General features: G+C 38.6%; 23 protein-coding genes. 15 read left to right on the top strand and 8 right to left on the bottom strand.

Annotation, left to right across the window (positions count from 1 at the left end; genetic code table 11):
- Positions 1-43 precede the first annotated feature (43 nt).
- The gene (locus tag HYU07_02835) at positions 44-592 is read left to right on the top strand and encodes a hypothetical protein (GenBank protein MBI2129151.1); all 549 of its coding nucleotides are present in this window, start codon (positions 44-46) and stop codon (positions 590-592) included.
- Between the two features lie 48 nt (positions 593-640).
- Here the strand turns inward: HYU07_02835 and HYU07_02830 are convergent, their stop codons facing one another.
- Complete coding sequence (locus HYU07_02830; protein MBI2129150.1) at positions 641-5,134, bottom strand: PGF-pre-PGF domain-containing protein; 4,494 nt, start codon at positions 5,132-5,134, stop codon at positions 641-643.
- A gap of 421 nt (positions 5,135-5,555) precedes the next feature.
- Here HYU07_02830 and HYU07_02825 point away from each other — a divergent pair, with 421 nt between their 5' ends.
- Genes HYU07_02825 through HYU07_02805 form a run of 5 tightly spaced genes read left to right on the top strand, consistent with a single transcriptional unit; the run spans position 5,556 to position 9,549 of the window.
- Complete coding sequence (locus HYU07_02825) at positions 5,556-6,410, top strand: protein translocase subunit SecF (GenBank protein MBI2129149.1); 855 nt, start codon at positions 5,556-5,558, stop codon at positions 6,408-6,410.
- On the top strand, positions 6,391-8,121 hold the full coding sequence (locus HYU07_02820; protein ID MBI2129148.1) for a hypothetical protein: 1,731 nt from the start codon (positions 6,391-6,393) through the stop codon (positions 8,119-8,121). The genes HYU07_02825 and HYU07_02820 overlap by 20 nt, the downstream gene beginning before the upstream one ends.
- 42 nt (positions 8,122-8,163) lie before the next feature.
- Positions 8,164-8,532, top strand: a complete 369-nt coding sequence (locus tag HYU07_02815; protein MBI2129147.1) for an EamA family transporter — start codon at positions 8,164-8,166, stop codon at positions 8,530-8,532.
- Complete coding sequence (locus tag HYU07_02810; GenBank protein MBI2129146.1) at positions 8,529-8,870, top strand: EamA family transporter; 342 nt, start codon at positions 8,529-8,531, stop codon at positions 8,868-8,870. Before HYU07_02815 ends, HYU07_02810 begins: the two co-directional genes overlap by 4 nt.
- Position 8,871: 1 nt before the next feature.
- Positions 8,872-9,549 carry a UMP kinase gene (locus tag HYU07_02805; GenBank protein MBI2129145.1) on the top strand — a complete coding sequence of 226 codons (678 nt, stop codon included), beginning with the start codon at positions 8,872-8,874 and terminating at the stop codon, positions 9,547-9,549.
- Here the strand turns inward: HYU07_02805 and HYU07_02800 are convergent.
- The 4 genes from HYU07_02800 to HYU07_02785 form a co-directional block, all read right to left on the bottom strand.
- Positions 9,546-9,812: a hypothetical protein gene (locus tag HYU07_02800; protein MBI2129144.1), complete on the bottom strand. Its 267-nt coding sequence runs from the start codon at positions 9,810-9,812 to the stop codon at positions 9,546-9,548. The two genes, HYU07_02805 and HYU07_02800, sit on opposite strands and share 4 nt — an antisense overlap.
- A gap of 100 nt (positions 9,813-9,912) precedes the next feature.
- Positions 9,913-10,839 carry a cysteine synthase family protein gene (locus HYU07_02795; GenBank protein MBI2129143.1) on the bottom strand — a complete coding sequence of 309 codons (927 nt, stop codon included), beginning with the start codon at positions 10,837-10,839 and terminating at the stop codon, positions 9,913-9,915.
- A 331-nt stretch (positions 10,840-11,170) separates the two neighbouring features.
- On the bottom strand, positions 11,171-11,476 hold the full coding sequence (locus HYU07_02790) for a divalent-cation tolerance protein CutA (protein MBI2129142.1): 306 nt from the start codon (positions 11,474-11,476) through the stop codon (positions 11,171-11,173).
- Between the two features lie 129 nt (positions 11,477-11,605).
- Positions 11,606-12,964, bottom strand: coding sequence for a hypothetical protein (locus HYU07_02785; protein MBI2129141.1), 1,359 nt, complete (start codon positions 12,962-12,964; stop codon positions 11,606-11,608).
- 123 nt (positions 12,965-13,087) lie between these two features.
- On the opposite strand from HYU07_02785, the gene HYU07_02780 reads away from it, so the two are divergent.
- The 4 genes from HYU07_02780 to HYU07_02765 are packed head-to-tail and all read left to right on the top strand — an operon-like array spanning position 13,088 to position 16,686.
- The gene (locus HYU07_02780) at positions 13,088-14,080 is read left to right on the top strand and encodes a hypothetical protein (protein MBI2129140.1); all 993 of its coding nucleotides are present in this window, start codon (positions 13,088-13,090) and stop codon (positions 14,078-14,080) included.
- A complete protein-coding gene (locus tag HYU07_02775; protein ID MBI2129139.1) occupies positions 14,077-14,754 on the top strand; it encodes a fibrillarin-like rRNA/tRNA 2'-O-methyltransferase in 678 nt (225 codons plus the stop codon). The genes HYU07_02780 and HYU07_02775 overlap by 4 nt, the downstream gene beginning before the upstream one ends.
- Positions 14,744-15,292: a GNAT family N-acetyltransferase gene (locus tag HYU07_02770; GenBank protein ID MBI2129138.1), complete on the top strand. Its 549-nt coding sequence runs from the start codon at positions 14,744-14,746 to the stop codon at positions 15,290-15,292. The genes HYU07_02775 and HYU07_02770 overlap by 11 nt, the downstream gene beginning before the upstream one ends.
- A complete protein-coding gene (locus HYU07_02765) occupies positions 15,283-16,686 on the top strand; it encodes a cysteine--tRNA ligase (GenBank protein MBI2129137.1) in 1,404 nt (467 codons plus the stop codon). Before HYU07_02770 ends, HYU07_02765 begins: the two co-directional genes overlap by 10 nt.
- An 85-nt stretch (positions 16,687-16,771) precedes the next feature.
- Here the strand turns inward: HYU07_02765 and HYU07_02760 are convergent, their stop codons facing one another.
- Both HYU07_02760 and HYU07_02755 read right to left on the bottom strand, forming a co-directional pair.
- Positions 16,772-19,195, bottom strand: coding sequence for a valine--tRNA ligase (locus HYU07_02760; GenBank protein MBI2129136.1), 2,424 nt, complete (start codon positions 19,193-19,195; stop codon positions 16,772-16,774).
- A 93-nt stretch (positions 19,196-19,288) separates the two neighbouring features.
- Complete coding sequence (locus tag HYU07_02755; protein ID MBI2129135.1) at positions 19,289-19,618, bottom strand: hypothetical protein; 330 nt, start codon at positions 19,616-19,618, stop codon at positions 19,289-19,291.
- A gap of 100 nt (positions 19,619-19,718) precedes the next feature.
- On the opposite strand from HYU07_02755, the gene HYU07_02750 reads away from it, so the two are divergent.
- Both HYU07_02750 and HYU07_02745 read left to right on the top strand, forming a co-directional pair.
- On the top strand, positions 19,719-20,879 hold the full coding sequence (locus tag HYU07_02750; protein MBI2129134.1) for a replication factor C large subunit: 1,161 nt from the start codon (positions 19,719-19,721) through the stop codon (positions 20,877-20,879).
- Positions 20,880-21,099: 220 nt separating this feature from the next.
- Positions 21,100-22,341: a Fic family protein gene (locus tag HYU07_02745; GenBank protein MBI2129133.1), complete on the top strand. Its 1,242-nt coding sequence runs from the start codon at positions 21,100-21,102 to the stop codon at positions 22,339-22,341.
- Positions 22,342-22,385: 44 nt separating this feature from the next.
- On the opposite strand, the gene HYU07_02740 is transcribed toward HYU07_02745, so the two are convergent.
- On the bottom strand, positions 22,386-23,039 hold the full coding sequence (locus tag HYU07_02740; protein ID MBI2129132.1) for a helix-turn-helix domain-containing protein: 654 nt from the start codon (positions 23,037-23,039) through the stop codon (positions 22,386-22,388).
- 126 nt (positions 23,040-23,165) lie between these two features.
- Here HYU07_02740 and HYU07_02735 point away from each other — a divergent pair, with 126 nt between their 5' ends.
- The 3 genes from HYU07_02735 to HYU07_02725 all read left to right on the top strand — a co-directional run bounded on the left by HYU07_02735 (position 23,166) and on the right by HYU07_02725 (position 26,594).
- Positions 23,166-23,645, top strand: a complete 480-nt coding sequence (locus tag HYU07_02735; protein MBI2129131.1) for a hypothetical protein — start codon at positions 23,166-23,168, stop codon at positions 23,643-23,645.
- 250 nt (positions 23,646-23,895) lie between these two features.
- A complete protein-coding gene (locus HYU07_02730; GenBank protein ID MBI2129130.1) occupies positions 23,896-25,422 on the top strand; it encodes a glycine--tRNA ligase in 1,527 nt (508 codons plus the stop codon).
- 47 nt (positions 25,423-25,469) lie between these two features.
- Entirely contained in the window at positions 25,470-26,594 is a 1,125-nt protein-coding gene (locus HYU07_02725; GenBank protein ID MBI2129129.1) for a hypothetical protein, read from the top strand.
- Positions 26,595-26,598: the final 4 nt, after the last annotated feature.

Here is a 26,598-nt window from a genome sequence, read left to right as displayed (position 1 = left end):
TATAAGACTGATTTTACAATACAAGACACCAAGGAGATTAAAAATGCTATCAAAACAATTGTCTTGCTTAAAAAACCCGGAAAAGAAGTTGAAGAGCTTATTAAGAAAATATAGCTTTATTCACGACTTCATTATTTTCGGTTCTTTTGTGAAAGATAAAATAAAGCCCGCAGATATAGATATAGCCGCAGTTGTAAGTGAAAAGAAGCCCCTTATCATAGGCCAAATCAAATCAGAGATTGATAAGAGCATTAAAAATGCGCATTTGCAGATAATCTCTTATGGAGATTTTCTTCAGAGCAAACTCCCGTATCACATTCTGTTTGAGGGCTATAGTGTAAGGCAAGGCAGGTTTATCCATGAAAAACTGCATATTTCAAGAAAAGCGCTTTATACATTTGAATTGAGCGATCTCCCCCAAACAAAAAAGGTGATGTTTAACAAAGGATTAAAGTCTTTGGTGGAACGCACAAATTCCGAGAAGACAGGAAAGGGCGGCGTATTGGTCCCTATTAACAGTGCAGGCGAATTTGAAGATTTTTTAAAGCTCTGGAACAGGAAGATTAAAAAGAAAGAATTTATTGAAATATAACTTCTTAAACAGAATAAATAAAAAAAATTATAAAAAAGAAATAAAAATCTATTTCTTCTTCTTGCCCATCATCACAGCGCCGATTATGATTGCAATCACTATTACGATCACTATCGTCCACACAATCCATGCATTGCTTGGCGCTGCTTCTGCTGCTGCCTCTGGCGCTGCCGGTGTAGGTGTGGGCGTCACTTCTGGTGTCGGTGTTGGAGTAGGTGTAGGCGTTACTGGCGTTGTTGTTGGCGCAGGTGTTACTGGCGCTGCTGCGGCTGTCTTTGCTACAACAGTGAAGTAGCTGAATCCGGGCGAGTCTGCTTCATAATAAACATATTTATCGCTCTCTGTTTTCTTCTTTGTTGTCAAGTCATTCCATTTATTGTCTGCATATCTTGCCAATGCAACATCAGAGTCTTTTACGCCTTTCTCGGTCAGCCATGTTTTTTCCACTCTGAACTGCATCTTTACTGTTCCTATTGCAGTATCTGCCAGATTTGTCTTTGTAATCTGCAAGTTTTGGTACACAGTTCCTGCTGGAGCGCCTACTGCTGACGGTGTTGCTGTTACCTTCTCAACTTTGATATTAACATTATCAGCATTTGCTGTCACCGAAATCTGCACATTTGTGAATGCCAGGGCATCTGATGTTATTGATAACGTCTTTGTTGCTCCGCTGCCTATTGAAAATATGAATGACTGCGCTACTGCAGATGAGCTTGTCGGAGTTGTTGTCTGACCTCCGCCATCTCCGCCACTCGAGGTTGTAGTGGCTGCTGCTGTGTAATTCAATGTAATAGTTACATTGTTTCCAGTAATAATAGTTTCATTTTCATTTCCATTATCATCAATCGCCGTTACAACATAGAAGTATGTTGCTGAGCTTGTCACGCTGTCTGTTGTCGAGTTTGTTGTTGCAGTTGTCACATTAGCAACATTTAACCAGCATGTTGTATTGGTCGCATTCAGGCATGTTGCAGTTGTTCCTCTGTAAATCTTGTATTTTAATCCCGCAGTGTCATTCGTGCCGTTTACATCAACTGTTACAACGCTCCATGTCAGAGTTGCTGTTGCTCCTGAGCCGCTTGCATTTAAATTTGTAACCTGCGCGGGCTTTAGAGTGTCATTGACTGTTGCATTCTGGACTGCGCTATCATTGTAATTGCCTGCTTCATCATAGCATCTTACCTTGTAATAATACTTAGTTCCGTTTACTGCGCTTGAATCATTGTAATACGATGCGCCCACTCCGACAGCTGATGCCAGCGTGGAGAATGATGAATTTGTATCTGCCGTGCCTCTCAATATGTCAATTCTAGTTGAGTTGAACTTTCCATCTGAGCAATTCGTCCAATTTATTAGCACATGCCCATATAGTGTAGTGTTCAGCAGGAATGTGGAATTTGTTGGATTCAGCGTGTCAATGAAAATCCATGCTCCTTGTGAGTTGTTTTGGTTCCCTGCCAAGTCCCGTGCTGTTACATTTACCGAGTAATTTGTTGCTGTTACAAGCTCATATGTTGTTAAGTTGCACATTGTTAGTGTTGTTCCAGTTGAGCCTGAGCAGAACACTCCTCCTGCCCCAATAAGGCTGGTATTTGTTGTATAATTATATGCAACTCCGTTTATTGTTACATTTATTAAAGACAAATTAAGCCCGCCTGCATCATAAATGCTGAAGTTCAATGCTGTTGTGTTGTCATTTGTGAAATTGCCGAATGTTTTTGTAGGATAGCCGTATGTTACTGTCGGCACTATTGAATCATTGACATCTACAGTGAAGTTTCCTGTATTCACGCAAGAGCCAACTGCATCGCACAGCCTTGCCCATACATTATTTGTTCCATTCCATGTTCCGTTTGTTGGTATGGAAAAATTAAGCGATGTTATAGCCAATCTCAAGTTAGTTGTGTTGGTGTACAAATAAGTGAAGTTAAATATTACTCCATTGACCAAGATGGTTATATTGTCTGGGTTTAATTCTGTCCATGATATGTTCAAGTTAATGTTCTGCCCAGGTGTGATTGATGGCGGTGTGTGGTTGAATGTCAAAACTGGCGCAGTCTGGTCTAGCGTGATATTTGTGTAATTGTAGCCCTGGTTGCCAAATGTATCATTTGCTGTTATTGTTATGTTATTTAGCCCCTCTATTAGCAATGTGAATGCAACAGAGTATGATGTTGGGAAACCGAAAGTTGCATTTGAGTTGTTTGACACTGCACCAGCGCCTTGAGATACGGAATACCATCTCACTTTATCAGCGTGATTTCCTTGATCAACAAAACTCCATGTTATTGTTACTGATGTAGAGTTTGTAAATGAGTTATTCATCGGCGAGGTGATTGTTATTACAGGCACTTTTGAGTCAATTGTGAAATTAGCCACAGTTGTTGTTACTATATTGCTTGCATTGTCGGTGCAGTTTAGATACCATCTGTAAAGCCCATCATTTACCATTGTAACATTAAAGTTCGCTTGTGTTCCATTTACGCTTGTCCTTGAGCTGTTTACTGTCGGATTTGTGGAGGTTGCATTCATAAATAGCGTGCAGTTTATTACGCTGTCAAGTGTGTCATTCGCTGTGAAGTTGAATGAAAGGGTTCCTGCAGCAGTATAATTGCCAAAAGCATATTCACCTGCAGTTTCCAGCATTACTGTTGGCGCCAATGTATCCACATAATAGAAGAATGTGTAATTCTGCAGATTGCCCATCCAGTCTCTTGCAGTTATATTTGCAACTGAATAGTTTCCATCCACTGATGCATTTGTTGTGAACCAGCATGTCCTGGACATATTGTTATCTACTGTTGCATTGGCAGACTGGCATCTTATTGCTCCAGATGCATTGCTGTAGGTATAATTATATGTGGTTCCTGCTATGGTTATTGTTATCGTTACATTGATAGAAGAATCATTTATACCAAAGTCTCCTGATTCTCCGAGATCAGATATTGTAAAGTTGATTGTTGTTGTGTTGTCATTTGTCCATGTTCCATTTGTTGTCGGAGCATTCATTGTTATGTTTGGAGGTGTTGTATCATTTACTCCGCCTGCGCCTGAAAAGTGATCCAGGAAAAGTAGTGCTCTTCCTTCAGTATCATTTATCCAGCATCCCTTGTCCGTCGGGATAGACTGCGACGCGTTCTTTGGGCTGACGCTTCTGTTGCAAGGAGCCACTACAGTATATATTGGTGCAGCCATATTCGGGCTTTTTGTTGAGAAATTAATATAATAATATCTTTGCGCCATGCTCATGTTTATTACAGCGTGTTCATACATGCTGTCTTCAAGGAAGCCGAGCATGCTAAGCATTGCGTAACTGTTGTTGCTCATTGAGCCTCCTGGTGGAGGAACATTAGGCTGAGAATGGTTTGATGACATATTTTTCATATTGCTCATGTTTGCATTTGAAAGTGTGAAGTTCCATATCATAAACTCAACAGCGCTGGCATAAGCTCCTGCGGACTTGTTAAATGACCACACATATTTATTAGAAGCTGGATTCATTGTCCCATTTGCTCTTGCAAACCCGCCATCCGCGGCAATTATATATACTTTAAGCTCTATAATGCCAACCGCTGCAGCTCCTCCTGTCAGCAAATATGGCAGCGATGCTTCCATCTGCGTTACATTTGCTGCAGTCAATAATACCGCGTAGCTCTTTGATGCCGTATTATTTGCAGCATCAGTCAAAACGAAAGTGATATTGTGGGCGCCATTATACATTTGGAATTCTGCTCCTAATAGAGCGCCGCTTGGTCCGGGTGTTAAAACTGGTGGAGCTCCTCCCGGGCCTCCTCCAGTAAGGTTTTGGTCTAAAGGAGGTGTTGTTATGGATGTCCCATTAGATATAGAGCCATTGACTTGCAGCATTGTGTTTAAATTATTTATTGAGAAGTTCTTTGTCAGTAAAAAGCCCGCTGCCTGGTCAACCACAATTGTTCCATTAAGGATTGATGAATTATCAACAATTGTATAGTTGAACATCATGTTTGCATTTGATGAATTGATTATATTAGTGATAGCAGTTCCATTCCATGGCAAATCAACAGCCCCTCCAGTCCAGTTTACAGTAAGTGTCGGCGGAGTTGTATCAATTGTGAATGTCATATTGACTCCAGAAACATTTGTTTCTAACGGGTCATTTGTTAAATAGTGTGTGCAGTTTAATGTCCAGTTATAAGCTCCATCTGCGCCTACATTGAATTTAATAGTTGTAAGAGTTTGATTTGCAGCAACTGTCCTGTTGTCTCCAGTTGTATTGCTTCCAACCACGCCCCAGGCAGTCCATGATGATGTATTTGCGCCTTGCAGCAAAACTGAACAATTAAATTTTGTATCGTTTCCTGTAACGCTGAATGTCACATTTATATTTGATTGATAGTTCAGAAGGCTGCCATTTCCAGGTAAAAATGAGCTGGTATTTATAACAATATTTGCGCTTGCATAGCTCACGCTAAGTAAGCTTAATAAGACGGCAACGAGAATAAACATTGAGAACTTAACTGCAGACCTACCGACTATTTCAGAAACTAGCTTTTCGCCCATTTTATCACCTTTTTTAACAGCTATCAACCCACTTAACCTCTTAAAAATGATTTATTTCATGGTTAGAGAAAGCGTTCATATTTAAATATTTCGGTTTTTAAGCCTTTTTCGACCCTTTATATGCTTTATGAAACAAAAGTTCATGTGTGCAAGAAAAAATCCAGCCATGACGCAGACGCGACAGGGGTTGTCCCTACGGGATGTCGCGTAGGGCAAAACGAGCATAGCGAGTTTTGACCGTCTGCCGTCATGGCTGGCTGGATTTTTTCCAATAATATTTCAAATTCATTTTTTCCAAAACCGAAAGTTTAAAAAACAACTGCCTTTTCTTTGCTCTTGGGTGTGTTGATTGTTAAAGGATAATATTAAAAACAACATAAGAAACTTTTACGATAAAAATTACAAAGTTCTGCTATTTATAATGCTCGCTGTGCTGTTGGCTGCAATCATTCAGCTGGTTTATCAGGCAGCGGCAACAGGCGACTTCATCAACAAAGGCATCTCATTAAAAGGCGGCTTGTCATTGACGATATTTTCAGAAAAGCGGGTAAGCATAGCAGAGATTGAAAATTATTTAAGGTCATCATTCAGCAAAGCAGAAATCAACGTAAGAGTCCTTGGAAGCGGCGGAAAGCAGACTGGAATAATAATAGAAGCATCTGGCGTTGATGAAAATGAGCTGCTCTCATCCTTGCAGAACAAAATAGGCCAGCTGTCAAAAGACCAGTATACTGCTGAAGAAATGGGCTCTTCCCTTGGCCAGAGCTTTTTCAGGGAAACAATAATGACGATGGTCTTCGCCTTTGTTTTGATGGGCATAGTTGTATTTTTTTATTTCAGAAACCTTGTCCCGTCATCATTCGTGATACTGGCTGCTTTTTCAGATATCGTTATGCCCCTGGCCGTTATAAATCTGCTTGGCATTAAAGTTTCAACAGCAGGCATTGCAGCATTCCTTATGTTAATAGGCTACAGCGTTGACACTGACATTCTGCTGACAACAAGGGTTCTTAAAAGTAAAGAAGGAAGCATTTTAAGCAGGACTTTGGATGCAATGAGAACCGGCATGACAATGTCCCTGACTTCTTTTGTTGCAGTTGTTGTTGGCTTCATATTCACGAATTCAGAAACAATAAGGCAGATAATGCTCATACTTGCAATAGGGCTTTTATTTGATATTGTAAACACGTGGATAACAAACGCAGCAATTCTAAGATGGTATCTGGAATGGAAAGAGCGCAAAAAAGGAGCAATACATGAATCTCGGCAAGCCTAAGAAGTTAATAAAGAACATCAGGGTAATAATATTACTGATCGCTATAATCTCCGCTGTATTCGCCATCGGATTCAGCCCGTGGAATGAAGGTGCTGCAATAAGAAACGTCATTCCGAACAGTTCTGCAAGCATGGCCGGAATAAAAAGCCCATCTCCAAATATTGCCCCGATGACAAGGGAGAGGGTGCTTGCAATAAACAATGTGCCCGTAAAAACTATTGATGATTATTATAGCATAACTGATGCATTCAGCTACAACATAACATTTGCATTAAGGACCAACAAAGATTTTTACACATTAACCACAAAGCCAAAATTAAGTATAACAATTCTTAATGAGACTGAGATAAAAACAGTAACAGAGGAATATTTTAATGCAACATTAAACAAAACAGTAAACAGGACTTACATAGTTGAAGCTCCAAAAACAATTACAAAAATTATCGGTGTAGAAGGCATCGGATTGAGAGTTTACCCTGCTCCGACAACAAATATCAGAAAAGGGCTTGATTTGCAGGGCGGTGTCAGGGTTTTGCTGAAGCCGGAGGAAAAGCTTTCTGCAGATAATATGGCTATATTGCTGGACAACATGAAAGAAAGGCTCAATGTTTATGGATTGAGCGACATAGTTGTGAGGGAAGCTGGAGATTTGTCAGGCAGCCAGTTCATCCTGGTTGAGATTGCAGGGGCAAATGAAGAGGAAGCAAAAAATCTTATAGCGCAGCAGGGAAAGTTCGAGGCAAGGATAGGCAATGACACTGTTTTCAAGGGAGAGAAAAAAGACATCACATACGTATGCAGAAGCGCAGATTGCGCAGGCATTGACCCTAATGCCGGCTGCAGCCAAGTTTCAGGAGGATGGGCATGCAGATTTTGGTTCAGGATTTCATTAAGCCCGGATGCATCTCAAAGGCAGGCTGACCTTACAAGAAATCTTACAGTCAAAGTTGCAGATGCCGGCTTGTCATCCAGAGAGCAATATCTCGATAAGCCCTTGGATTTATTTCTTGACGGGAAGCTTGTTGACAGCCTGAATATAGCGCTTGGCCTGAAAGGCAAAGCAGAAACAGATATTGCAATATCTGGCTCAGGAGTTGGCGCAACGCAGCAGGAAGCGATTAACAGCGCGCTGCAGAACATGAAAAGGCTGCAGACAATACTCGTAACAGGAAGCCTGCCTGCAAAGCTTGAAATTGTAAAAACTGACAATATCTCTCCGATTTTAGGGGAAGAATTCCTGAAAAATGCGCTTTTCATGGGCTTAATTGCTGTCTTGGCTGTTGTTGTTGTACTCGTCATTGCTTACAGAAAACTGTTCATTGCATTGCCAATAATGTTTACCTGCCTTGTTGAAATTTTACTTGTGCTTGGCCTTGCAGCAGTGATTGGGTGGAATATTGACCTTGCCGCTATTGCTGCCATAATTGTCTCTGTTGGAACTGGTGTTGATGACCAGATTGTCATAACAGATGAGATACTTAAAGGAGAAAAGGCAGAGGCTGCTTATGACTGGAAGAAAAGAATAAAAAATGCATTTTTCATAATAATTGGGTCTTATCTGACATTGATCGCTGCGATGGCTCCTTTGTATTTTGCAGGAGCTGGATTGTTGAGGGGCTTTGCATTAACAACAATACTTGCAGTTTCAATCGGCGTCTTTATAACAAGGCCTGCATATGCTGTAATAGTTGAAACATTGCTGAAGGACTAAATGAATATTCATCCAATAAATTAAAACTCTTAAAGGTGCTTGATGGCAACAAAAGCATGGGCGATCATCTTAATGTTCATCGTTACAATTCTTACATCAGTTGCCCAGATACTCTATAAATTGGGCGTTGATAAAATAGATTCATTCAGTTTTTATTCGGTAATAACCAACTATATATTGGTGGGCGGCCTGCTGGTATACGGCATTGCAGCTATTCTGATGATCATTGCCTTTAAAGGGGGAGACGTTTCTGTTCTTTATCCAATAATCGCAACCAGCTATGTTTTCGTCAGCTTATTATCCGCCTATTTTTTTAATGAGGCCATGAATTTATTCAGATGGCTCGGCGTTTTATCAATATTGTCTGGAATTTGCTTCATTAATTTTAAATCGGGAGGAAATGTAAAATGACCACGCAGTTATGGGCAATTGGGCTGGTAGTATTGGGCACAGTTATTGCAGCATTCGCCCCAATACTCTGGAAAAAGGCTTCAAAAGTCTCTGGCATAAGATCATTCCTGAATTGGAAATTCATCGCAGGAGTTATGCTGTATGGCCTTGGAACAGTTGCATTTATTCCTGCATTAAAAGGCGGCGAACTGTCTGTGCTCTATCCTTTTGTATCGCTCAGCTATGTTTGGGTCAGCTTGCTGTCAATAAAATTTTTAAAGGAAAAAATGACCTTGCTCAGGTGGATCGGCATTGGCCTGATCATATTAGGCGTAAGCTTTATCGGAATTGGGAGTTGAAATGAAAACAACAATTATCTCATTGGGCGGATCGTTGATAATTCCGGACAGCATAGATGTTAATTTTTTAAAAAATTTTAAAGCTATTGTTCTTGATTTTATCAAAAAAAATAATAAATTAATAATTGTATGCGGCGGCGGAGGCATCAATAAGAACTACAATGCTGCAGCAAGAGAAATAGGCAGCATAAAAGATGATGATCTCGACTGGCTCGGCATAGCCTGCACAAAATTAAATGCAGAGCTTGTAAGGTGCATCTTCTCCAATCATGCTTATGAAAAAGTTGTCAACAATCCGACTGAAAAAATAAAAACAGGCAAGAAAATAATTGTTGCATCGGGCTGGAAGCCAGGCTGGAGCTCTGATTATGACAGCGTGTTGCTTGCAAAAAATTTTGGGTCAAAAACAGTAATTAATCTGACAAATATAGACTATGTTTATGACAAGGATCCAAGCAAATTCCAGGATGCAAAGCCGATAAAAGAGATCAAATGGAAGGCTTATAGAAAGATTGTCGGCGATAAATGGACTCCCAGGTTGAATGCCCCGTTTGATCCTATTGCTTCAAAAGAAGCTGAAAAACTGAAGATAAAGGTTATGATCGCCAATGGAAAAGATCTTGATAATTTGAAAAAAATATTGAATGAAAAAGAATTCATTGGAACAACAATCTATTAAGCCATCATCCTATGCTCTATTGTCTTGTTCACTTTATTTCCGTTTCCGCTTATTACCCCGCCCACTTTGCCGTTGTTCCACGAATCATGACCTGATCCCTTGAAATTCATCCTGATATGCGCTTTTCTTCCGCAGCTGCAGATCAGGGTTTTGTAATGCAGATGGCCTTTGAATTCAGAATCCCAGATTTTATCTTTTAAGCTAGAGCCGCAGTAAAGGCAGGTATCCTGCTGAGCTTCTGATCTTGCGATATGATGCGGCATGGCTTTCGGATAAAGCACTCTTTTATAAAGTTTGTGAAATTGAAATTGCTAATTTTTTTACTTTTTTATAAAATCGAATGTGATAAAGCGCGCAAGAGATTTATGATTTTTGATTTAGAAAGTGCGTACTTAAATACCGCTCCCCTCCATCAGGAAAAATAGTGACAATCGCAGCGTCAGAACATTTTATATCATTTAATTGTTTTGCTAAATGCAGGGCTCCCTTCAGCGCAGCTCCCGAAGAAGGCCCCACAAAATATCCCTCCTCAGAATGAATTAGATTAGCCAAATCCAGCGCATCCTCGGTTCTAACCCCAAAAAATCCATCAAAAAAGCACTCATCATACAAGCTCGGAATAATCGTATTGCCGCCCATGTACTTTAAGCCATCAATGCCATGTAGCTCATCATTAGGCTGAACTTCATAAACCTTAGTTCGGTGATTAAACTCTTTCAACGCGTATCCGGTTCCAGTAGCGGTTCCAGATGTTCCCACACAAGCGACAAAATGCGTTACTTTTCCTGCAGTTTGTTGCCAGATTTCGGGTCCCGTGGTCTCTTGATGCGCTCGAATATTATTAGGATTATTGTATTGGTCCGCATAAAAGTACTTCTGAGGATTTTGCCGGTAAATTTCCTGCGCTCGTTCTATAGCGCCATTCGAGCCTTTTGCAGCAGGAGTTAACTCAACCAGCGCGCCATACTTTTGAATAACATCTCGCCGTTCTTTAGTTGCATTTTCAGGCATTACGATTAGAGCCTCTAGCCCAAAATGGTGCGCTAACATGGCTTCCGCAATGCCTGTGTTGCCAGACGTCGCATCTAGCAAAACCCTGTTCCTCAACTGCCCTTTTTCTAACGCATCTAAAACCATGTACTTAACAGCTCGGTCCTTCACTGACCCGCCAGGATTACAGTATTCTAATTTGGCATAAATGGAGATTCCCTTATTTCGATAGGGATTTAAATGCTTAATCTCCACCAACGGAGTGTTCCCAATCTCAGATAGAATAGTTCTGGATGTCATTTTTAAATTCTACGTCTACAATATCTCTCAATACCAAGTCCTCAATATTATTGATCTTTTTTTTCTTGATCAAAGGGTAGTTTAGCAGCCATAATTAAAATTTCATTAAAGATTTAAAACAATAGAACATAAAAACGCAAGAGTAACAGACGATGCGAGAACTAACAGCAACAGCTATCAGACTTTTTATTTTTCTTCATTACTTTAGTCGCCATACTTGGGAGTAATTTATTACTAATATTTAAATATTTCTATTATAAAATCGTAAAATCGTAAAATCTCTTGTTGCTTTTCTGGATTCAGCGAAATATGAACTTCGCCGGTAAGAAGTTTATACTTTCGTCTCTTTTTTGATCCAATTTCCGTACTCCTCATTGACGTCTGCATTAATCTTCATAATGCACGGCACTTCATAGGAATGGATCTTTTTGATCTCTTTCTTTATTTTCTCATAATTTTCATCTATTGTTTTTGCTATTACAGCATATTCTTCTGTTTCTTCTATCTTATCTTTCCACCAGTACATGCTTCTGATCGGAAACATATTCGTGCATGCTGCAAGCCTGTTCTTGACCAGGTGCATGGAGATCTTTCTTGCTTCTTCTTCATCCCTGCAGGTCATATAGATTAATATCATGGCAATTATTTATTTTATGTTGTTTTTATAGTTTTTGATTTTGACCAGCATTTATCTGCTCTTTTGTAAGATTTATTTTTTAACATCCTCAATTTAAGAATCCGTTCTGATGGCTAAAATTTAATATCCTTACTTAGCTTCCATCTGTTTTACTGCTGCTCTCTTCAGCAGGCTTTTATGTTTGTCTAACGCTTCTCCAAGCACAGGCATTACAATTGCAAATTGATGTAAAGCATATGCTAAATTTTTTCTGCTAAGCCTATTTCCATATGTTGCATAGAAAAAACCTGCATTATCACTTCCAGAACTATAATATAAATAGCTAGGTACCCTTCCCTTTATGTGCATACTAAGGACACTACCCTCCGTGTTAGGATGATCTATCCTTAAACCTGCTTTTTTTAATCTTTCATAAACATACTCTGTAACCACAGCATTAGGTGATATCTTTTTACCGTTTTTATCATAATGGATATTATAATGATTAACATGCTTTCCTTGCTTTGACATTTTCGTGCAAAATTGTTCATAAGGCAAACTATCTACATCCGCCTCAATAATTGTTTCCTCATCAAAAAAATTAAATTTCTTAACTAATTTGTACTTTGCTGCTGGAGTAGAAATTTCTATAAGTATTACATAAGGATTAGCTTTTTCATTTAATCTTTCTCTTTCTGCTCCTAATCCACTTGACAAGAATTTGTGAACAAGATAGACTCCATCAAGTTGTGTCAGTATGTCTCTTATACTCTCAAAAAACCCAAAAGAAGGGATAATGTAAGAATCAGGGAATTTTTGAAAGTATTGATAAAATTCTTCTCCTTTATGAGCATACTTTTTTCTTTTTAATTCACTTCTCACTACTTTTTCTAATGTGGTATCCTTCATAGATAAAACTCTTTTTATAAATTCTGGGCTCATCTCCATAGCTCTTTCTTCTATTCCTCTTGCAGATTCACTAGCGTAATCTTTTGCAAATTTTCTTGCAGATAACCGGCTAAAAACTGCGTCATAAGCTACTTGTTTGAAATCAAAATTAGATTTAAAGCCTTCTAAGAATGTATTTCTTCTTTCTCTGCTGAAAAGACCTCTTCTTGCCGAGTTAGGCGCGCTAGAACCTAATTCTCTTAGCCCTTCTAAAACAGAAACTAAATATTTAAACTTAAATTGGGCCACTACAAAGTTAGAATAATCATTACCGCAAATGTGTTTAATGCTCTCAGAAGAAGTTGGGTCAAATTCTACAACTCTTTTAACAATTCCTGGCAGAGAAAGTCTAGCGTACTCCATTCTTTTTTCTTCTATAACTTTTTCTTCATCTTTTTGTTTTTCTTCATTCAAATCAAATTTTTGGTTTAGGCTTCTCTTCCACATTCTATCCTTTAATGGCGGCGTTGCTAGAATTCTATCAATAGTGCAAGGGCGTGCAAGTTGTCCTAGCGCGGGTTCTATACCTTCTGTAAGCCCTTCTGTTATAGGAAAAGACATTTTATGATAAAGTACAGCGGGCATTTATAAAATTTTCGGGTGGCTAGGGCTTTTATGTTCCGTATAAGCTTTTTCCAAATTTTAATGACAATATTTAAAAACAAGCCTCTATTCCAGAGCAATATGGAAACCATCATTTACACAAGCTGCATCGGAACATTTGCATTTGACCAGAGCTTCAGGCTAATTGATAAGCTGGAGTTCAATGACATTAAAAATATCGACTTTAATGAATGGCGGGATGAAGAAAAAAGCTTAATTAAAAAATATTCTAAAAACAAGATATTCTTTCTTGGATTAAAAAAAGAAAAGATGCCCAACGTTATTCTGACGCAGGACATCAGAAAATTAGAGGCAGTATCGGAATTTTTAATGAAAAACAATTATTTTGAGAAGATAAGGGAGACCTGCATCAATAAAACGAAAGAAAAAATAAAAGATTCTGTGACAAGCGATCTCCTCATAATCCAGGCAGTAAGCAGCATTTCAGAGATTGAAAAGGCAATAAGCACTTTGGTGAAAAGGTTAAGGGAATGGTATGAGCTGCATGCTCCTGAATTCTCGCGCTCAGTTGAGGACCACCAGAAATTCATTGAAGCTATCTTAAAGAAAAATAAAAAAGAGCTGCTGGGCGAAATAAAAGTCAAAATAACAATGGGGGCTGATTTTGAGAAAGAGGATCTGGATGCCATGTTTAATCTGGCAAAAGAGCTTGAAAATATTTATGACTTGAAAAACAAGCAAGAAGAATACCTTGAAAAGATAATGAAAAAGGCAATGCCTAATGTCACAGAAATAGCTGGCTCATTTATCGGAGCGCAGTTAGTCGGGCATGCAGGCTCTCTGCAGAGGCTTGCTGAAATGCCTTCTTCCACATTGCAGTTATTGGGGGCTGAAAAGGCATTGTTCAGGCATTTGAGAAACAAGAAAGCGCTGCCTCCGAAATATGGGGTATTGCACGAGCATCCTTTGATTGCAAAAGGCAGGAGATCAATGCACGGCAAAATAGCAAGGGCATTGGCTGACAAGATCTCATTGGCAGCAAAGCTTGATTACTTCAAAGGGAAGTTTATGGGAGACAAATTAAGGAAAGAGTTGGAGGAGAAGTTTAAATGAAACCAACAAAATTCCCGGGAATATTTTTTGAAGAAACAGATAACAGAAAAACATTCTACACTAAAAATCTCACCCCGGGAAAGCAGGTTTATGGCGAAAGGCTTGTTGCAGAAAACGATATTGAATACAGGGAATGGGATATAAGAAGGAGCAAGCTGGCTGCTGCATTGGTCAAGGGCATTGACCAGCTCGGCTTCAAGGAAGATTCAAAAGTCCTCTACCTTGGCAGCGCAACCGGAACAACTGTTTCGCATGTTTCTGATATCTGCAGCAAAGGAATGATTTTTGCAATAGACTTTGCTCCAAGGGTAATGCGGGACCTGATGTTTTTGGTGGAGCAGAGAAAAAACATAATTCCGTTATTGGCAGATGCAAACAAGCCGGAAGAATATTATTCTTTTATTCCGTCAGCGGACATCATCTACCAGGATGTTGCCCAGAAAAACCAGGTAGAGATATTCCTGAAAAACATTAATCTGTTTCTGAAAAGCACGGGATATGCTATAATAGCTGTGAAATCCAGGTCAATTGACGTGACAAGAAGCCCGAAAGAAATATTCTCTGCTGTCAGAAGGGAGCTTGAAAACAGCCTAATTGTTGTTGATTACCGGGTTCTAGATCCGTTTGAGAGAGATCATTGTATGTTTGTCTGCAAGAAGAAAAATGCTGCCTAAAAAAATGATGGGGAAGAGGATTTATTTAAGGCCATTAAAAAAATCAGATGCAAAACAGCTGGTTAAGCTGTGCCATGACAGATCAATCCACAGATTTACCCGTGTACCCTATCCTTACAGGTTAAAAGATGCTCTGGCATTCATGAAAAGAACGAGCGCAAGAAGAAAAAATAGAAGTGAAATTGTTTTTGGAATAATCAGCAAGGAAACAAAAGAATTAATGGGCACTGTTTCTTTTGTTAGAATAAATAAGATAAATAATAATACGGAAATAGGCTATGTTATTGGAAAACATTTTAGAAATAAGGGTTACACAACAGAAGCGGTAAAGCTGTTGCTGGATCTTGGTTTCAGAAAGATAAAATTCCACAAAATCTGCATAAATTGCGCAAAAGAAAACAAGGCATCAAAAAAAGTTATTGAAAAAGTTGGCTGCAAAGAGGAAGCTTTATTAAAGGAAGATATTTTTGTAGGAGGAAAGTACCATGATTATTATATCCACAGCATACTCAGGAAGGACTGGTTAAAATGCCATTGAAGCTTTTCAACACATCAACAAGGAAAAAAGAGATATTCAGGCCCATAAGCAAGAAAGAAGTTGGAATTTATAGTTGCGGTTTGACCGTCTATGATTACGGCCATATCGGAAATTTCAGGGCTTTTCTTACCGCAGACATATTAAGAAGGTATTTTGAGTACAAAGGCTTCAGAGTAAAGCAGGTAATGAATTTCACAGACGTTGATGATAAAACAATAAAGGGCAGCCAGAAAGAAGGCACAACATTGGACGAATTCACAGTAAAATACAAGAAAATATTTTTTGAAGATCTCGAAACATTAAACATTGAAAAGGCAGAATACTATCCTGAAGCCACAAAGCACATAAGGGAAATGGTTGAGCTAGTCAAGGCATTGCTGAAAAAAGGCCATGCTTACAAAGGCGAAGACGGATCAGTCTATTATGACATTTCAACATTCAAGGATTACGGAAAGTTTGCGCATATCAAGGTGGAGGAATTAAAAGCCGGAGCAAGAGTCAAGCAGGATGAATATGCAAAAGAAGAGGCATCTGATTTTGTCCTGTGGAAAGCATGGGACGAGCATGACGGAAATGTTTACTGGCAGACAGAGCTTGGAAAAGGAAGGCCGGGCTGGCATCTGGAATGCTCGGCAATGTCAATGAAATATTTGGGAAAAACTTTTGATATCCATACCGGCGGCATTGATCTTGTCTTCCCCCATCACCAGAATGAGATCGCGCAGAGCGAAGGTTCAACAGGAAAAAAATTCGTGAATTACTGGCTCCATAATGAGTGGCTTCTTGTAGAAGGAAAAAAGATGTCAAAATCATTGGGGAATTTCTACACTTTGAGAGATGTCATAAGCAAAGGCTATAAGCCGAAGGCAATAAGGTATTTGCTCATTTCCAATCATTACAGGCAGCAGCTTAATTTTACATTTGACGAATTAAAGGCAGCAGAATCAACAGTTGAAAAATTCAGGGATTTTGTTTTGAGCTTAAAAGATCATAAAGAGGTAAAAAAAGAAAGTAGCAAAAAGGCAAAGAATCTGATAAAAAGAGCGAAAACAGAGTTCGAGTCTGCAATGGACGATGACTTGAACATTTCAGTTGCATTGGCTTCTCTTTTTGATTTCATGAGAGAGATAAATATTTTGCTGGCAAACAGGGAAATAAGCGAAAAAGATGCAAAAGATGCCCTTGATTTCATTTTTTCAGCTGACAAAGTTCTGGGAATCATGGAAGAAAAAGAGGAAGCGCTGCCTTCTGCAGTTAAAAAACTGATAGATGAAAGGGAAACTGCAAGAAAAAACAAGAACTGGGCAGAAGCAGACAGAATAAGGGCGGAACTTCTCAAAAAGGGAATTCAACTGATGGACACTCCTGAAGGCGTAAGGTGGAAGAAGATATGATAGATTTTGTTAACAAGAAAGAATGCACGGGATCTGCTGCGAATGCATAAGCTATCACAGAAAGCAGGGTAAAAATCCAAACCACCTATAATTCAATCACATTCTCAAAATCCGCCTTGGAATCCTTCTTCAATTCTTCATAAATTATTTCCTGGGCCTTTGTTGTGGCAATTATGTCTTTCTCAACCTTTTTGAAATCTTCTTTTGAAACCTTCCCTCTTAAGACCATCTTCTTAACCGGCTCTTTCAATGAGATCTTCTTCTCGGATTTTGCCTGCCTTGCAGCCTCAACAGCATAACAGGCTAATTCACCGATTTTTTCAGCATTTTCATCAACTGATTTTTCATCAAACTTGGGCCATTCTGAAATGTGTATGCTTTTTTCTTTCTCTTTTTTTGCGAAATACAGCTGAAAGACTTCCTCTGTAATGAACGGCATTATTGGCGCCATCAGCTTCAATATTGCCAGCAAAGAAGCGTATAAAGCATACCTTCCAGACTCAACAGCCTCTTCAGAATAGTTTCCTGAATTGTACAGCCTGTCCTTTACAATCTCGAGGTAATAATCGCAGAAAACATGCCAGAAGAAGTTTTCTGTTTCAGCTTTTGTTTTTGAATATTCATACTCATTGAATGAGTGTGTGGCATTTTTTATGATCCTGTTTAATTTAGACAGCAGCCACCTGTCAATCATCTCCAATTTTATATTTTTGCCTTTCTCATATTTCTCCAGATGAATAAAGCAGAATTTTGATGCATTCCATAATTTTATTATGAATTTCTGGCCTGTAACTAAATCTTTTTCCTGGTAAGGAAGATCCTCTCCTAATTTAGAGCCTGCTGCCCAGAACCTAAGGCAGTCAGCGCCATACTTATCAACAACAGACTGCGGCTCCACAACATTTCCCTTGCTTTTTGACATCTTCTTGCCGTGCGGATCAAGCACGAATCCGGAAATCATTATATCTTGCCATGGAATGTTCTTATGATGGAAATAGCTCTTTACAACTGTGTTAAAAAGCCAGAATGTGATTATGTCATGCGCCTGCGGCCTCAAGCTCATTGGATGCAGTTTTTTCTGAATTTTTTTGTCAAAAAGCTCTGTTGCTATGTCTGGCGTCAATGATGATGTTGCCCATGTATCAAGGACATCTTTCTCGCCAATAAACTCATTTGAGCCGCATTTGCACTTTTTTAACGGATTGTCAACTAGGGGATCAACAGGCAATTGGCTTTCATCTGCAGCAATAATCTCGCTGCATTTCTTGCAGTACCAGACAGGGATTGGCACTCCAAAATGCCTCTGCCTTGAGATGTTCCAGTCCCATTTCAGGCCATTGATCCAGTTGTCATATCTTACACGCATATGCTCAGGATGCCACGCCATCTTTTTTCCGTAGCCGATAAAATCTTCTTTCAGGTCAAGATATTTTATGTACCACTGGTCTGTATTAAGAATTTCGATATCTGTGCCGCATCTTTCATGAACATTTACAACATGCCTTATCGGCTCTATTTTTGCGATTCTTCCTTCTTCTTCCAGCGCCTTTATAACAGCATCTCTTGCTTTTTTTACGTGAAGCCCCTTAAAGCGGCCGGCTTTCTCATTCAAGGTTCCGTCTTTGTTGAGGATTTCAATCGGGGGGATTTTCAGCTCATCAAGCCATTTAACGTCATCCATGTCGCCGTATGTGCAATGATATACAATTCCTGAGCCAAACTCCATGTCAACATCTTTGTTCGTAGTTATTGCTACTTCCCTGCCAGAAAAGGGTACTTTTACTTTTGCCCCGATCAGGTGCTTGTATCTTTTGTCATCAGGATGTATGTGTATAGCGACGCATGCCGGCAATAGCTCTGGCCTTGTAGTTGCAATAATAATCTGCGCATTTTTGTTTGTGTCAAACTTCATGTAAACCATTTTGCTTTCTCTTTCGCTGTCTTTCATTTCAACTTGCGCAATTGCTGTCTGGCATTCAGGGCACCAAACAAAAGGGGCTCTTTTCCTATAGATGCGACCCATTCTATAAAGCTCAACAAAAGACCGCTGTGAGATTCTTTTGCAGTGTTCGTTTATTGTAGTATAATAGATGCTCCAGTCGCAGCTCATGCCCATTCTTTTCCAGTCTGAAATATACGCTGGCCTAAGCTCCTTCTCCAATGTTTCAAGGCAAATCTTTGCAAATGCCTTCCTGTCCATCTGCGATGCTTTTACATTTTTTAAGCTTTCAATCAGCCTTTCAGTTGCCAGCCCATTGTCATCTGTTCCGAAAGGATAGAAAATATTCTTTCCAAGCATTCTCTGGAATCTTGCAACAAAATCCTGCTGGGAATAACTGAAAGCATGCCCTAAATGCATCTTGCCGCTGACTGTAGGAGGCGGAGTGTCAATTGAATAGATCTCTCTCTTTTCATCATCTGGGTCAAACTTGTAAATGCCTTCTTTCTCCCAGTGCTCATTCCACTTCTTTTCAGCTTCCTTGAAGCTATAGTTCTGCGGCAGTTCCATAACAATAGAATTTAATCTGCTGTTTTTAAAGATTTTGAAAAAAACAGGAAATTATCTGAAATTCAAAAATTCATAGCCAATCCGTTTATCTTCTCAGCCATCCTGAAATATGTGGTTTATCCTGTCTTTTACTCCCGATAAGAATTTAGTCATCTTGTCTATGATCTCCTCGTCATTCAGCCTTACAACAACTATTCCTCCAAGAGGCCCTTCCTCGCTGTCAAGGCTCTTCTCCTTGATCGACTTCTTTATATGCGACAGGATGTAAAGCGCAAGATCACCCGGATTGCCTATTTTGTCCTTTTTCAAAAACTGCTTCTCCTGACCGTTATTGTCTACTGTTATCTTGATGTCCATTGTATTTTCCCTTGGCGAATAATTGCAGATCTCAATTTTTTTGAATTTGACATCTATTGTTTTCATCAGGCTTTGTTATTATCCGGCGGTTTATATGCTTTATTGTTTTGCATTTTAGATATTCCACTATAAAAAACTTAATAAACAAACAGCCATTACTTCCCTTATGGAAGATTTGTGGGTGAATAAATATCTGCCGAAGAAAGTTTCAGATGTTCACGGCCAGGATGCAGCTTTAAAGCAGCTGAAGGACTTTGCCTTTAATTTCAAAAATAAGAAGAAGAGGGCCGCAATCATCTACGGCCCTGCAGGAAGCGGAAAAACAGCTGCTGCTTATGCGATTGCAAATGAGCTGGGCCTTGAAATTGTCGAGACAAGCGCCTCTGATTTCAGGAATGAAGAGCAGATCAACCTTAAAGTCGGCAATGCAGTGCATCAGATGAGCTTATTCTCAAAAGGCAAAATCATCCTTATTGATGAGATTGACGGATTAAGCGGCAATGAGGACAGGGGCGGAATACAGGCAATAATAAAGCTGATTGAAAAAACAACCTTCCCAATAATTCTGATTTCAAATGATCCATGGGGCAACAAGTTCAGCTCATTAAGAAGCAAGTCAGAGCTTATTCAATTCAAGTCATTAGATATTTTAGATGTTTTTACTGTTCTCAAAAAAATAGCCTCTGAAGAAGGCATCAAATATGAGGAGCCTGCTTTAAAGAGCCTTGCAAGAAGAGCAGGCGGCGACTTAAGGGCAGCAATAACTGATCTCCAGATGCTTGCAGAAGAAAGAAAAGAATTAATCAGAAAAGATGTCGAAGATGTTGCAGAGAGAAACAAGCAGGAATCCATACTTAATGCGCTTGTAAAAGTGTTCAAGATCAAAGACGCCAATATAGCTGTAGCAGCTTTTGAAAATGTTGACGAGGACATTGACAAATGCTTCCTTTGGGTTGACGAAAACCTTCCGAAAGAATACACTGATCCTGAAGACTTGGCAAATGCTTATGATATGCTGAGCAAAGCAGATGTTTTAAGAGGCAGAGCAGGCGTTGCTGTTTCAAAGAAGCAGAAAAACAGCGAATTCATAAAATACTGCCAGACAACAAGGATCCTCAAGCTGTGGCACGCTAAAATGAAGTATATGAAAAGAAAGGAAATAGCAAAAAAGATCGCATTGAAAACCCATTCTTCGCAGAAAGAGATCATAAAGGATACACTGCCTTATATGCAGGTCATATTCAGGAAAAACAAAAAAGAGGCAGAGAGGATCGCGGATTATCTTGATTTAAACGAAGAAGAAAAAGATTGGCTGATGGGCAAATAAACAGATATAGTAAAAGGCACAAAAATTTGAGCAATAAATATGCCTTTTACTTATTACGAGCGGACAACCATTGCTCAATAGATTTTGTCCGTGAGTATAGATTGCTAAATCAAGTCAAGCGGACCATAAAATGTGCTATTTTGCACTAAAATTCAAATATTTATTAACTTTTAATGCTAAATAGAAAGGTTTATTAAGGAGTTCTCATTATAAGAATAGCATGGTAACAAAATATGATGTATTTGAATACATGTATGAGAAAGGAACTGCCTTAAAGCCTCAAGAAATAGCCTCAGCATTCAGAAAGTCAGGTGCTGAATATCATAACATCTACAAGATGCTTCAAGATCTTGAAAAAAACAGGTTTGCTGCAAAGAACGAACAGGGTTTTCAGGCCATGGGGTCGGCAAAGAGCGATTTATTGTTTAATATTATTAAATTCTGCATTGCAAATAAAATAAATTATAATGAAATATTGGACGCAAAGATTGCCGGATTTATCTGCAAAGCTGTTGCCAAGCCCAAGTTTTCAGTCAGGGATTTCAGCCTTAATCCAAGGACATTTGCAAAATATGTGGAAATACTTTCAAAATGCGGCTTGCTGATACTGCTTTCTAAGAAGCCATTGGAAGCAACAATTCCTTACAATAGCTTTCTCAAGGATTTAGCTGGATTTTTTGGATGCTCATTAATGCAGCCAAAATACCCTGAAAAAGCATACCTTGATGAGATCGAATCTGAATTAGGCAAATTTTTAAAATTAAGGAAAAAGAACAATAAAAGGTATCTTGAAATTATAGAAGAATATGAGGTAAAGTTTATTCAGCACAGCCTGAATTTAGAGGGAAATCCAATAACCTTGCCAGATACAATCAGGCTGCTGAAAGACCACATCATTCCCAAAGAGCTAAGCGTTGAAACCGTGCAGGAAGTCCAAAACTACCAAAAAGCAATTCAAGCAATGATTAAAGATTCAGAAAAGCTGTTGACAAAAGAGTCTATTCTTAATTATCATTATCTTGCAATGCAGCACAGGCCAGATATTGCTGGAAAGCTGAGAACTGTTCCTGTTTATATAAAAGGCAATCCTGATTTTAAAGTTGCTTCTGTTGGCAAAATAGAGCCCGAATTAAATGCATTATTGCGGGAATATAATTCATTTGCTGCGAAAAAGAAGAAATCAGTAAAGGAAATACTCGATTTTGTGTCATATTTCCATAATGCCTTCCAACACATTCATCCTTTTACTGATGGAAACAGCAGGACAACAAGGCTGATAGCATTCCATCTATTAAGGGCTGAGAAATTCCCAATGCCCGACATTCCCTTGGGATTGTTGGAAGAATATTTGTTTTCAACAAAAGGCTCAAAAGCAAGGAATGACAAAAAGCTGTCAGTTGTTCTTCAGAGGATTATTCTTTACAATTTAAAATCAATGAACGAGAAGATGCAGAAGAGATGAAACTGAAGCATATTTCTATTTCAAAAAGCGAATGGAATAAAAATTTAAGCTGAGCTTTCTATTAAGAACGGTATCAATTTCCTTTCGGCTCGTCTAAGATTCTCTTGATATGTTTGTCTTTTTACTCTTGAAATCTTCCCTAGTGTTTCCAAATCAATCTTTCTGGGGTATTCGTAATAGCCTTCTTTTACCGCCAGTTCAACTGCCTCTCTTTGTTTTGGTGAAAGTTTTGGGTAAATATGCGGAAGGAAGATATCTCCCAGTTTTATGTTTTGTATGAATTTTAATTCGACTTTAAAAACAGGAACATCCATGATCTTCATTAAAGTTTCTTTATCCCAACATGCCAATTCCCAGTCTTCATAGCCGTCTGTTCTTTGCGCAACTGGCTTAACCTGAATTATTTTTGGATCGAAAACAGGAGAAAAATATTGTTTTTCAGCAGGTTCTTCATTAAGGGTGAAGATGTGATTTCCCTCTTGCTCTAGTTTTTTTATTGATTCTTCTTTTTTTAAGTCCCTGATGAATTTTTTCTTGTTTTCTTCTTTGCCCTGCAGAATATGAAGCTCTGTATAGTAAAATTTGTTTTTTTCTGTCCATGAATTTATTAAATAAACAAAGTCCGTTACTTTATACTTTACGCATCTTGGCCTGATTAAACAATTCTTGTGCCAGATTTTGAATTTCGCTACCCACATAATGAAGTTAAAGCATGCCTTCTATTTAAATTTTGCTATTCTTCCTGCATATGCAGGGTAAAATTAGATATAAAAGGTTAGTTATAACTACATAGTAAATAAAATAAATTTGTGGAGGTAATAAGAATGATAATTCGAAAAGTTGTAGAAACTATAGATGATTTAAGCAAAGGGAAAGAGTATAAAGAAAGATGGGCTACCCGCCTTGAAGAAATAACAAAGTCTGATGGAGACCTATACAAACCGTTTACAGAAGGAAGACCAGCTACTAAAGAAGATTTTGAGAAAATAGAAAAATATGGTCTATGTAAGGTAGAAATAGTCGCTCTTTATTGGGACATTGTTGCCGATGGATTTATGGCATGGAAGCAGAAAGAATCTTCAGTAAATAATGGAGAGGAGGCTTTAAAGTTTTTAGAGAATATGATAAACAACGAGATGAAAATTTTATTTCAAGGAAAAACAACAATAAAAGACACGCCATTTATAATAACATATGGTCGAGAAGTGAATAATATAAAATATACGGAGCTAGAAACAAGAGGCGGAAGACCACTTGGGGTGATGGGGCACTATAGCATATTCATTAAACCAAATTCAAATTAAAGAGTATGGCAAAAAGTTATGGCATAAAAATTAATGACAGACAGAGATTATATTTATGTGTTTATAAAAGCGGCAATAGGTTCATTGCCCATAAAATACATAAAATCCATCTAGAAAAGAGCAAAAGAAATAGGAGAATGAGTATGTCCCCTTCTTTTTATTTTGTCTAAATTATCCTTTTTGATAAATAAATTAACAACAAAGCAAAAATAAAGCAAATTTTAAATACCCCTGCTGTTTTTCAGATGCCATGGCATTGACAATCGCTGACATGGCAACATTCTGCAAGAGGAAAGGCTTTGTCTATCCTGATGCTGAAATCTACGGCGGAATGGCTGGATTCTGGGATTATGGCCATTTGGGAGTTGAATTAAAAGAAAATATAAAAAGAGAATGGTGGAAAAGGTTTGTCCAGCAAAGAGAAGATGTTTTCGGCATTGACGGCGCAATAATAACAAGCGCGAAAGTATGGCAGGCATCTGGCCACGCTGACTGCTTTACAGATATCTTAGTCGAATGCAAGAAATGCCATGCAAGAATAAGAGGCGATTCATTGGTTGCAGATCTTCTCAACATCGCCGCAGAAGGATTGTCAGCCACAGACATTGATAAACTAATAAAAGATAACAATATAGGCTGCCCGAACTGCCATGGCGAATTCGAGAATGCAAAGCAGTTCAACCTGATGTTCAGGACAAACATCGGCCCTGTTGAAAGCGCAAATTCTCTTGCTTATTTAAGGCCTGAAACAGCGCAGTTAATATTCGCAAATTTCAAGCTTGTGCAGGAAAACGCAAGGGCAAAGCTGCCTTTCGGAATAGCTCAGATGGGAAAGGCATTCAGAAATGAAATCTCTCCAAGAGACTTTTTGTTCAGAAGCAGGGAATTCGAGCAGATGGAGATTGAATTCTTCACTCATCCTGATAAAACAGACGAATGTTTATTTTTTGATGAAATAAGCGGCATGAAAATAAATGTTTTAACAGCAGATGCCCAGAAAAAAGACGGAAAACACAAGGAAACAACAATAAAAGAGCTGGCTGAAAATAATCTTGCAAACAAATGGCATGCTTATTGGTTAGCATCCTTCTACAAATGGTTCACAGACTTAGGCATTAAAAAAGAAAATTTAAGGTTAAGGGAGCACAAAGAAGAAGAGCTGGCGCATTATGCCGGCGCTTGCTTCGACATTGAGTATAAATTCCCATTCGGCTGGAAAGAAATTCACGGAAACGCTGACAGAAAGCAGTTTGACCTGAAGCAGCACATGAAATTCTCAAAAAAGGATTTGGGCGTTTTCGATGAAGCAACAAAACAGAAAGTCATCCCGTCTGTTGCATCCGAGCCCTCGCAGGGAGTTGACCGCGCCTTATTGGCATTTATGTTTGACGCATATGAGTATGATAAAAAGAGAGAAAATGTTGTTTTGAAGCTGCATCCAAAATTGGCTCCGATAAAAGCAGGCATTTTCCCATTAATCAAAAAAGAAGGCCTTGACAAAAAAGCAAAAGAAATTCTGAATGATTTAAACAGGGAATTCAGCTGTTTCTATGATGAATCAGGCAGCATAGGAAGAAGGTATGCCAGGCAGGACGAATCAGGAACTCCGTACTGCATAACAGTTGATTTTGACAGCCTGAAAAACCACGATGTCACGCTGAGAAACAGGGATGACACAAAGCAGATAAGGGTAAAAATCAAGGATTTAAAGGAAACACTGAGAAGGCTGGTTAATTCTGAGCTCGAATTTGAATATGCAGGCCACTCAATAAAGTAGTTTCAGCTTCTATATGATTTATATATGGGGACATTTTACCATTCTTCATGCAGGGATTGGCTATTGTGAACAAAGGCATTGAAAATGCTGCCGCTTTGGAAATCAAGGAATTGATTAAAGCAAGCTCCGAAATAAGGGAAAGCTGCGTTATTTTCTCCATTAAAGATTTCGATGACTTGGCCAAATTGTGCTATACATCCCAAAGCGTCAACAGGATTCTTTTTTTAATGGATTGTTTTAAAATAAAAAATGCTGAAGATATTAAAGAAAAAGTTGAAAAGATAAACTTTGATGAATTTTTAAATAAAAATAGAACCTTTGTCGTAAGGTCTGAAAGAATCGGCGAGCATAGCTTTACTAGCTCTGAAATTGAAGCAGAAACCGGCGAGTTTATCATTGAAAAGATAAAGAAAGGCAAAAAGTACACTCAAAAAGTTGACCTTAACAACCCAGATATCATTGTTTTCATTTACATCTATAACGATGACTGCTATATCGGAATAGATTTCGCAGGAAGAGAGCTCGATAAAAGGGATTATAAGATATTCTCAGCACCTAATTCATTAAAGGGAACAGTTGCTTATGCTCTTGTCAGAATCGCTGAATACAATAAAAAAGAGATAATTTTAGACCCGTTCTGCCTTAGCGGAGAGATCCCAATTGAAGCAGCGATGTTTGCCAATAACTTCCCGGTCAATCATTTCTCAAAGGACAAGTTTGCATTCAATAAGTTTTTGAAATTCGATTTCAGGAAGATTGACAAAAAAATAAAAAAAGGCAAAATGAAGATACTTGGATTTGCTTCCCTTGCAAATCTCAAATCCTGCCAGAAGAATGCAAAGATTGCCGGAATCGAAAAATCAATCAGCATCACAAAAATAGATGTTGACTGGCTGGATATAAAGCTGAAAAAAAGCTCAATAGACAAGATAATAAGCTATCCTCCTCAAATAAGCATTGCAAGAAACAATGAAAAAGAAATTGAGAAAATATACAAGGAGTTATTTTACCAGGCAGAATATATCTTAAAGAACAAAGGAAAAGTTATCTTGATATCCAGAAAAGACTGGTTATTGAAAAAATATGCTGAAGAGTATAAATTCAGGCTGATTAATGAAAAAACCATAATGCAGGGCAAAGAGGAAATGAAAGTTTTGATATGGGAGAAATAAATTA

This window comes from Candidatus Woesearchaeota archaeon (assembly GCA_016180285.1).
GTDB lineage: Archaea > Nanobdellota > Nanobdellia > Woesearchaeales > JACPBO01 > JACPBO01.
Note: the sequence above shows the minus strand (reverse complement) of the source record. Positions and strands in the feature narration are given on the sequence as shown.

Bases quoted from the DNA above. Each gene is read 5' to 3' on its own strand.
- HYU07_02790 (MBI2129142.1), bottom strand. From the start codon at position 11,476: ATGATATTAATCTATATGACCTGCAGGGATGAAGAAGAAGCAAGAAAG.
- HYU07_02785 (MBI2129141.1), bottom strand. From the start codon at position 12,964: ATGTCTTTTCCTATAACAGAAGGGCTTACAGAAGGTATAGAACCCGCG.
- HYU07_02765 (MBI2129137.1), top strand. From the start codon at position 15,283: ATGCCATTGAAGCTTTTCAACACATCAACAAGGAAAAAAGAGATATTC.
- HYU07_02820 (MBI2129148.1), top strand. From the start codon at position 6,391: ATGAATCTCGGCAAGCCTAAGAAGTTAATAAAGAACATCAGGGTAATA.
- HYU07_02725 (MBI2129129.1), top strand. From the start codon at position 25,470: ATGCAGGGATTGGCTATTGTGAACAAAGGCATTGAAAATGCTGCCGCT.
- HYU07_02735 (MBI2129131.1), top strand. From the start codon at position 23,166: ATGATAATTCGAAAAGTTGTAGAAACTATAGATGATTTAAGCAAAGGG.
- HYU07_02750 (MBI2129134.1), top strand. From the start codon at position 19,719: ATGGAAGATTTGTGGGTGAATAAATATCTGCCGAAGAAAGTTTCAGAT.
- HYU07_02730 (MBI2129130.1), top strand. From the start codon at position 23,896: ATGGCATTGACAATCGCTGACATGGCAACATTCTGCAAGAGGAAAGGC.
- HYU07_02760 (MBI2129136.1), bottom strand. From the start codon at position 19,195: ATGGAACTGCCGCAGAACTATAGCTTCAAGGAAGCTGAAAAGAAGTGG.
- HYU07_02775 (MBI2129139.1), top strand. From the start codon at position 14,077: ATGAAACCAACAAAATTCCCGGGAATATTTTTTGAAGAAACAGATAAC.
- HYU07_02835 (MBI2129151.1), top strand. From the start codon at position 44: ATGCTATCAAAACAATTGTCTTGCTTAAAAAACCCGGAAAAGAAGTTG.
- HYU07_02810 (MBI2129146.1), top strand. From the start codon at position 8,529: ATGACCACGCAGTTATGGGCAATTGGGCTGGTAGTATTGGGCACAGTT.
- HYU07_02815 (MBI2129147.1), top strand. From the start codon at position 8,164: ATGGCAACAAAAGCATGGGCGATCATCTTAATGTTCATCGTTACAATT.
- HYU07_02830 (MBI2129150.1), bottom strand. From the start codon at position 5,134: ATGGGCGAAAAGCTAGTTTCTGAAATAGTCGGTAGGTCTGCAGTTAAG.
- HYU07_02755 (MBI2129135.1), bottom strand. From the start codon at position 19,618: ATGAAAACAATAGATGTCAAATTCAAAAAAATTGAGATCTGCAATTAT.
- HYU07_02795 (MBI2129143.1), bottom strand. From the start codon at position 10,839: ATGACATCCAGAACTATTCTATCTGAGATTGGGAACACTCCGTTGGTG.
- HYU07_02745 (MBI2129133.1), top strand. From the start codon at position 21,100: ATGGTAACAAAATATGATGTATTTGAATACATGTATGAGAAAGGAACT.
- HYU07_02800 (MBI2129144.1), bottom strand. From the start codon at position 9,812: ATGCCGCATCATATCGCAAGATCAGAAGCTCAGCAGGATACCTGCCTT.
- HYU07_02770 (MBI2129138.1), top strand. From the start codon at position 14,744: ATGCTGCCTAAAAAAATGATGGGGAAGAGGATTTATTTAAGGCCATTA.
- HYU07_02825 (MBI2129149.1), top strand. From the start codon at position 5,556: ATGCTCGCTGTGCTGTTGGCTGCAATCATTCAGCTGGTTTATCAGGCA.
- HYU07_02805 (MBI2129145.1), top strand. From the start codon at position 8,872: ATGAAAACAACAATTATCTCATTGGGCGGATCGTTGATAATTCCGGAC.
- HYU07_02780 (MBI2129140.1), top strand. From the start codon at position 13,088: ATGGAAACCATCATTTACACAAGCTGCATCGGAACATTTGCATTTGAC.
- HYU07_02740 (MBI2129132.1), bottom strand. From the start codon at position 23,039: ATGTGGGTAGCGAAATTCAAAATCTGGCACAAGAATTGTTTAATCAGG.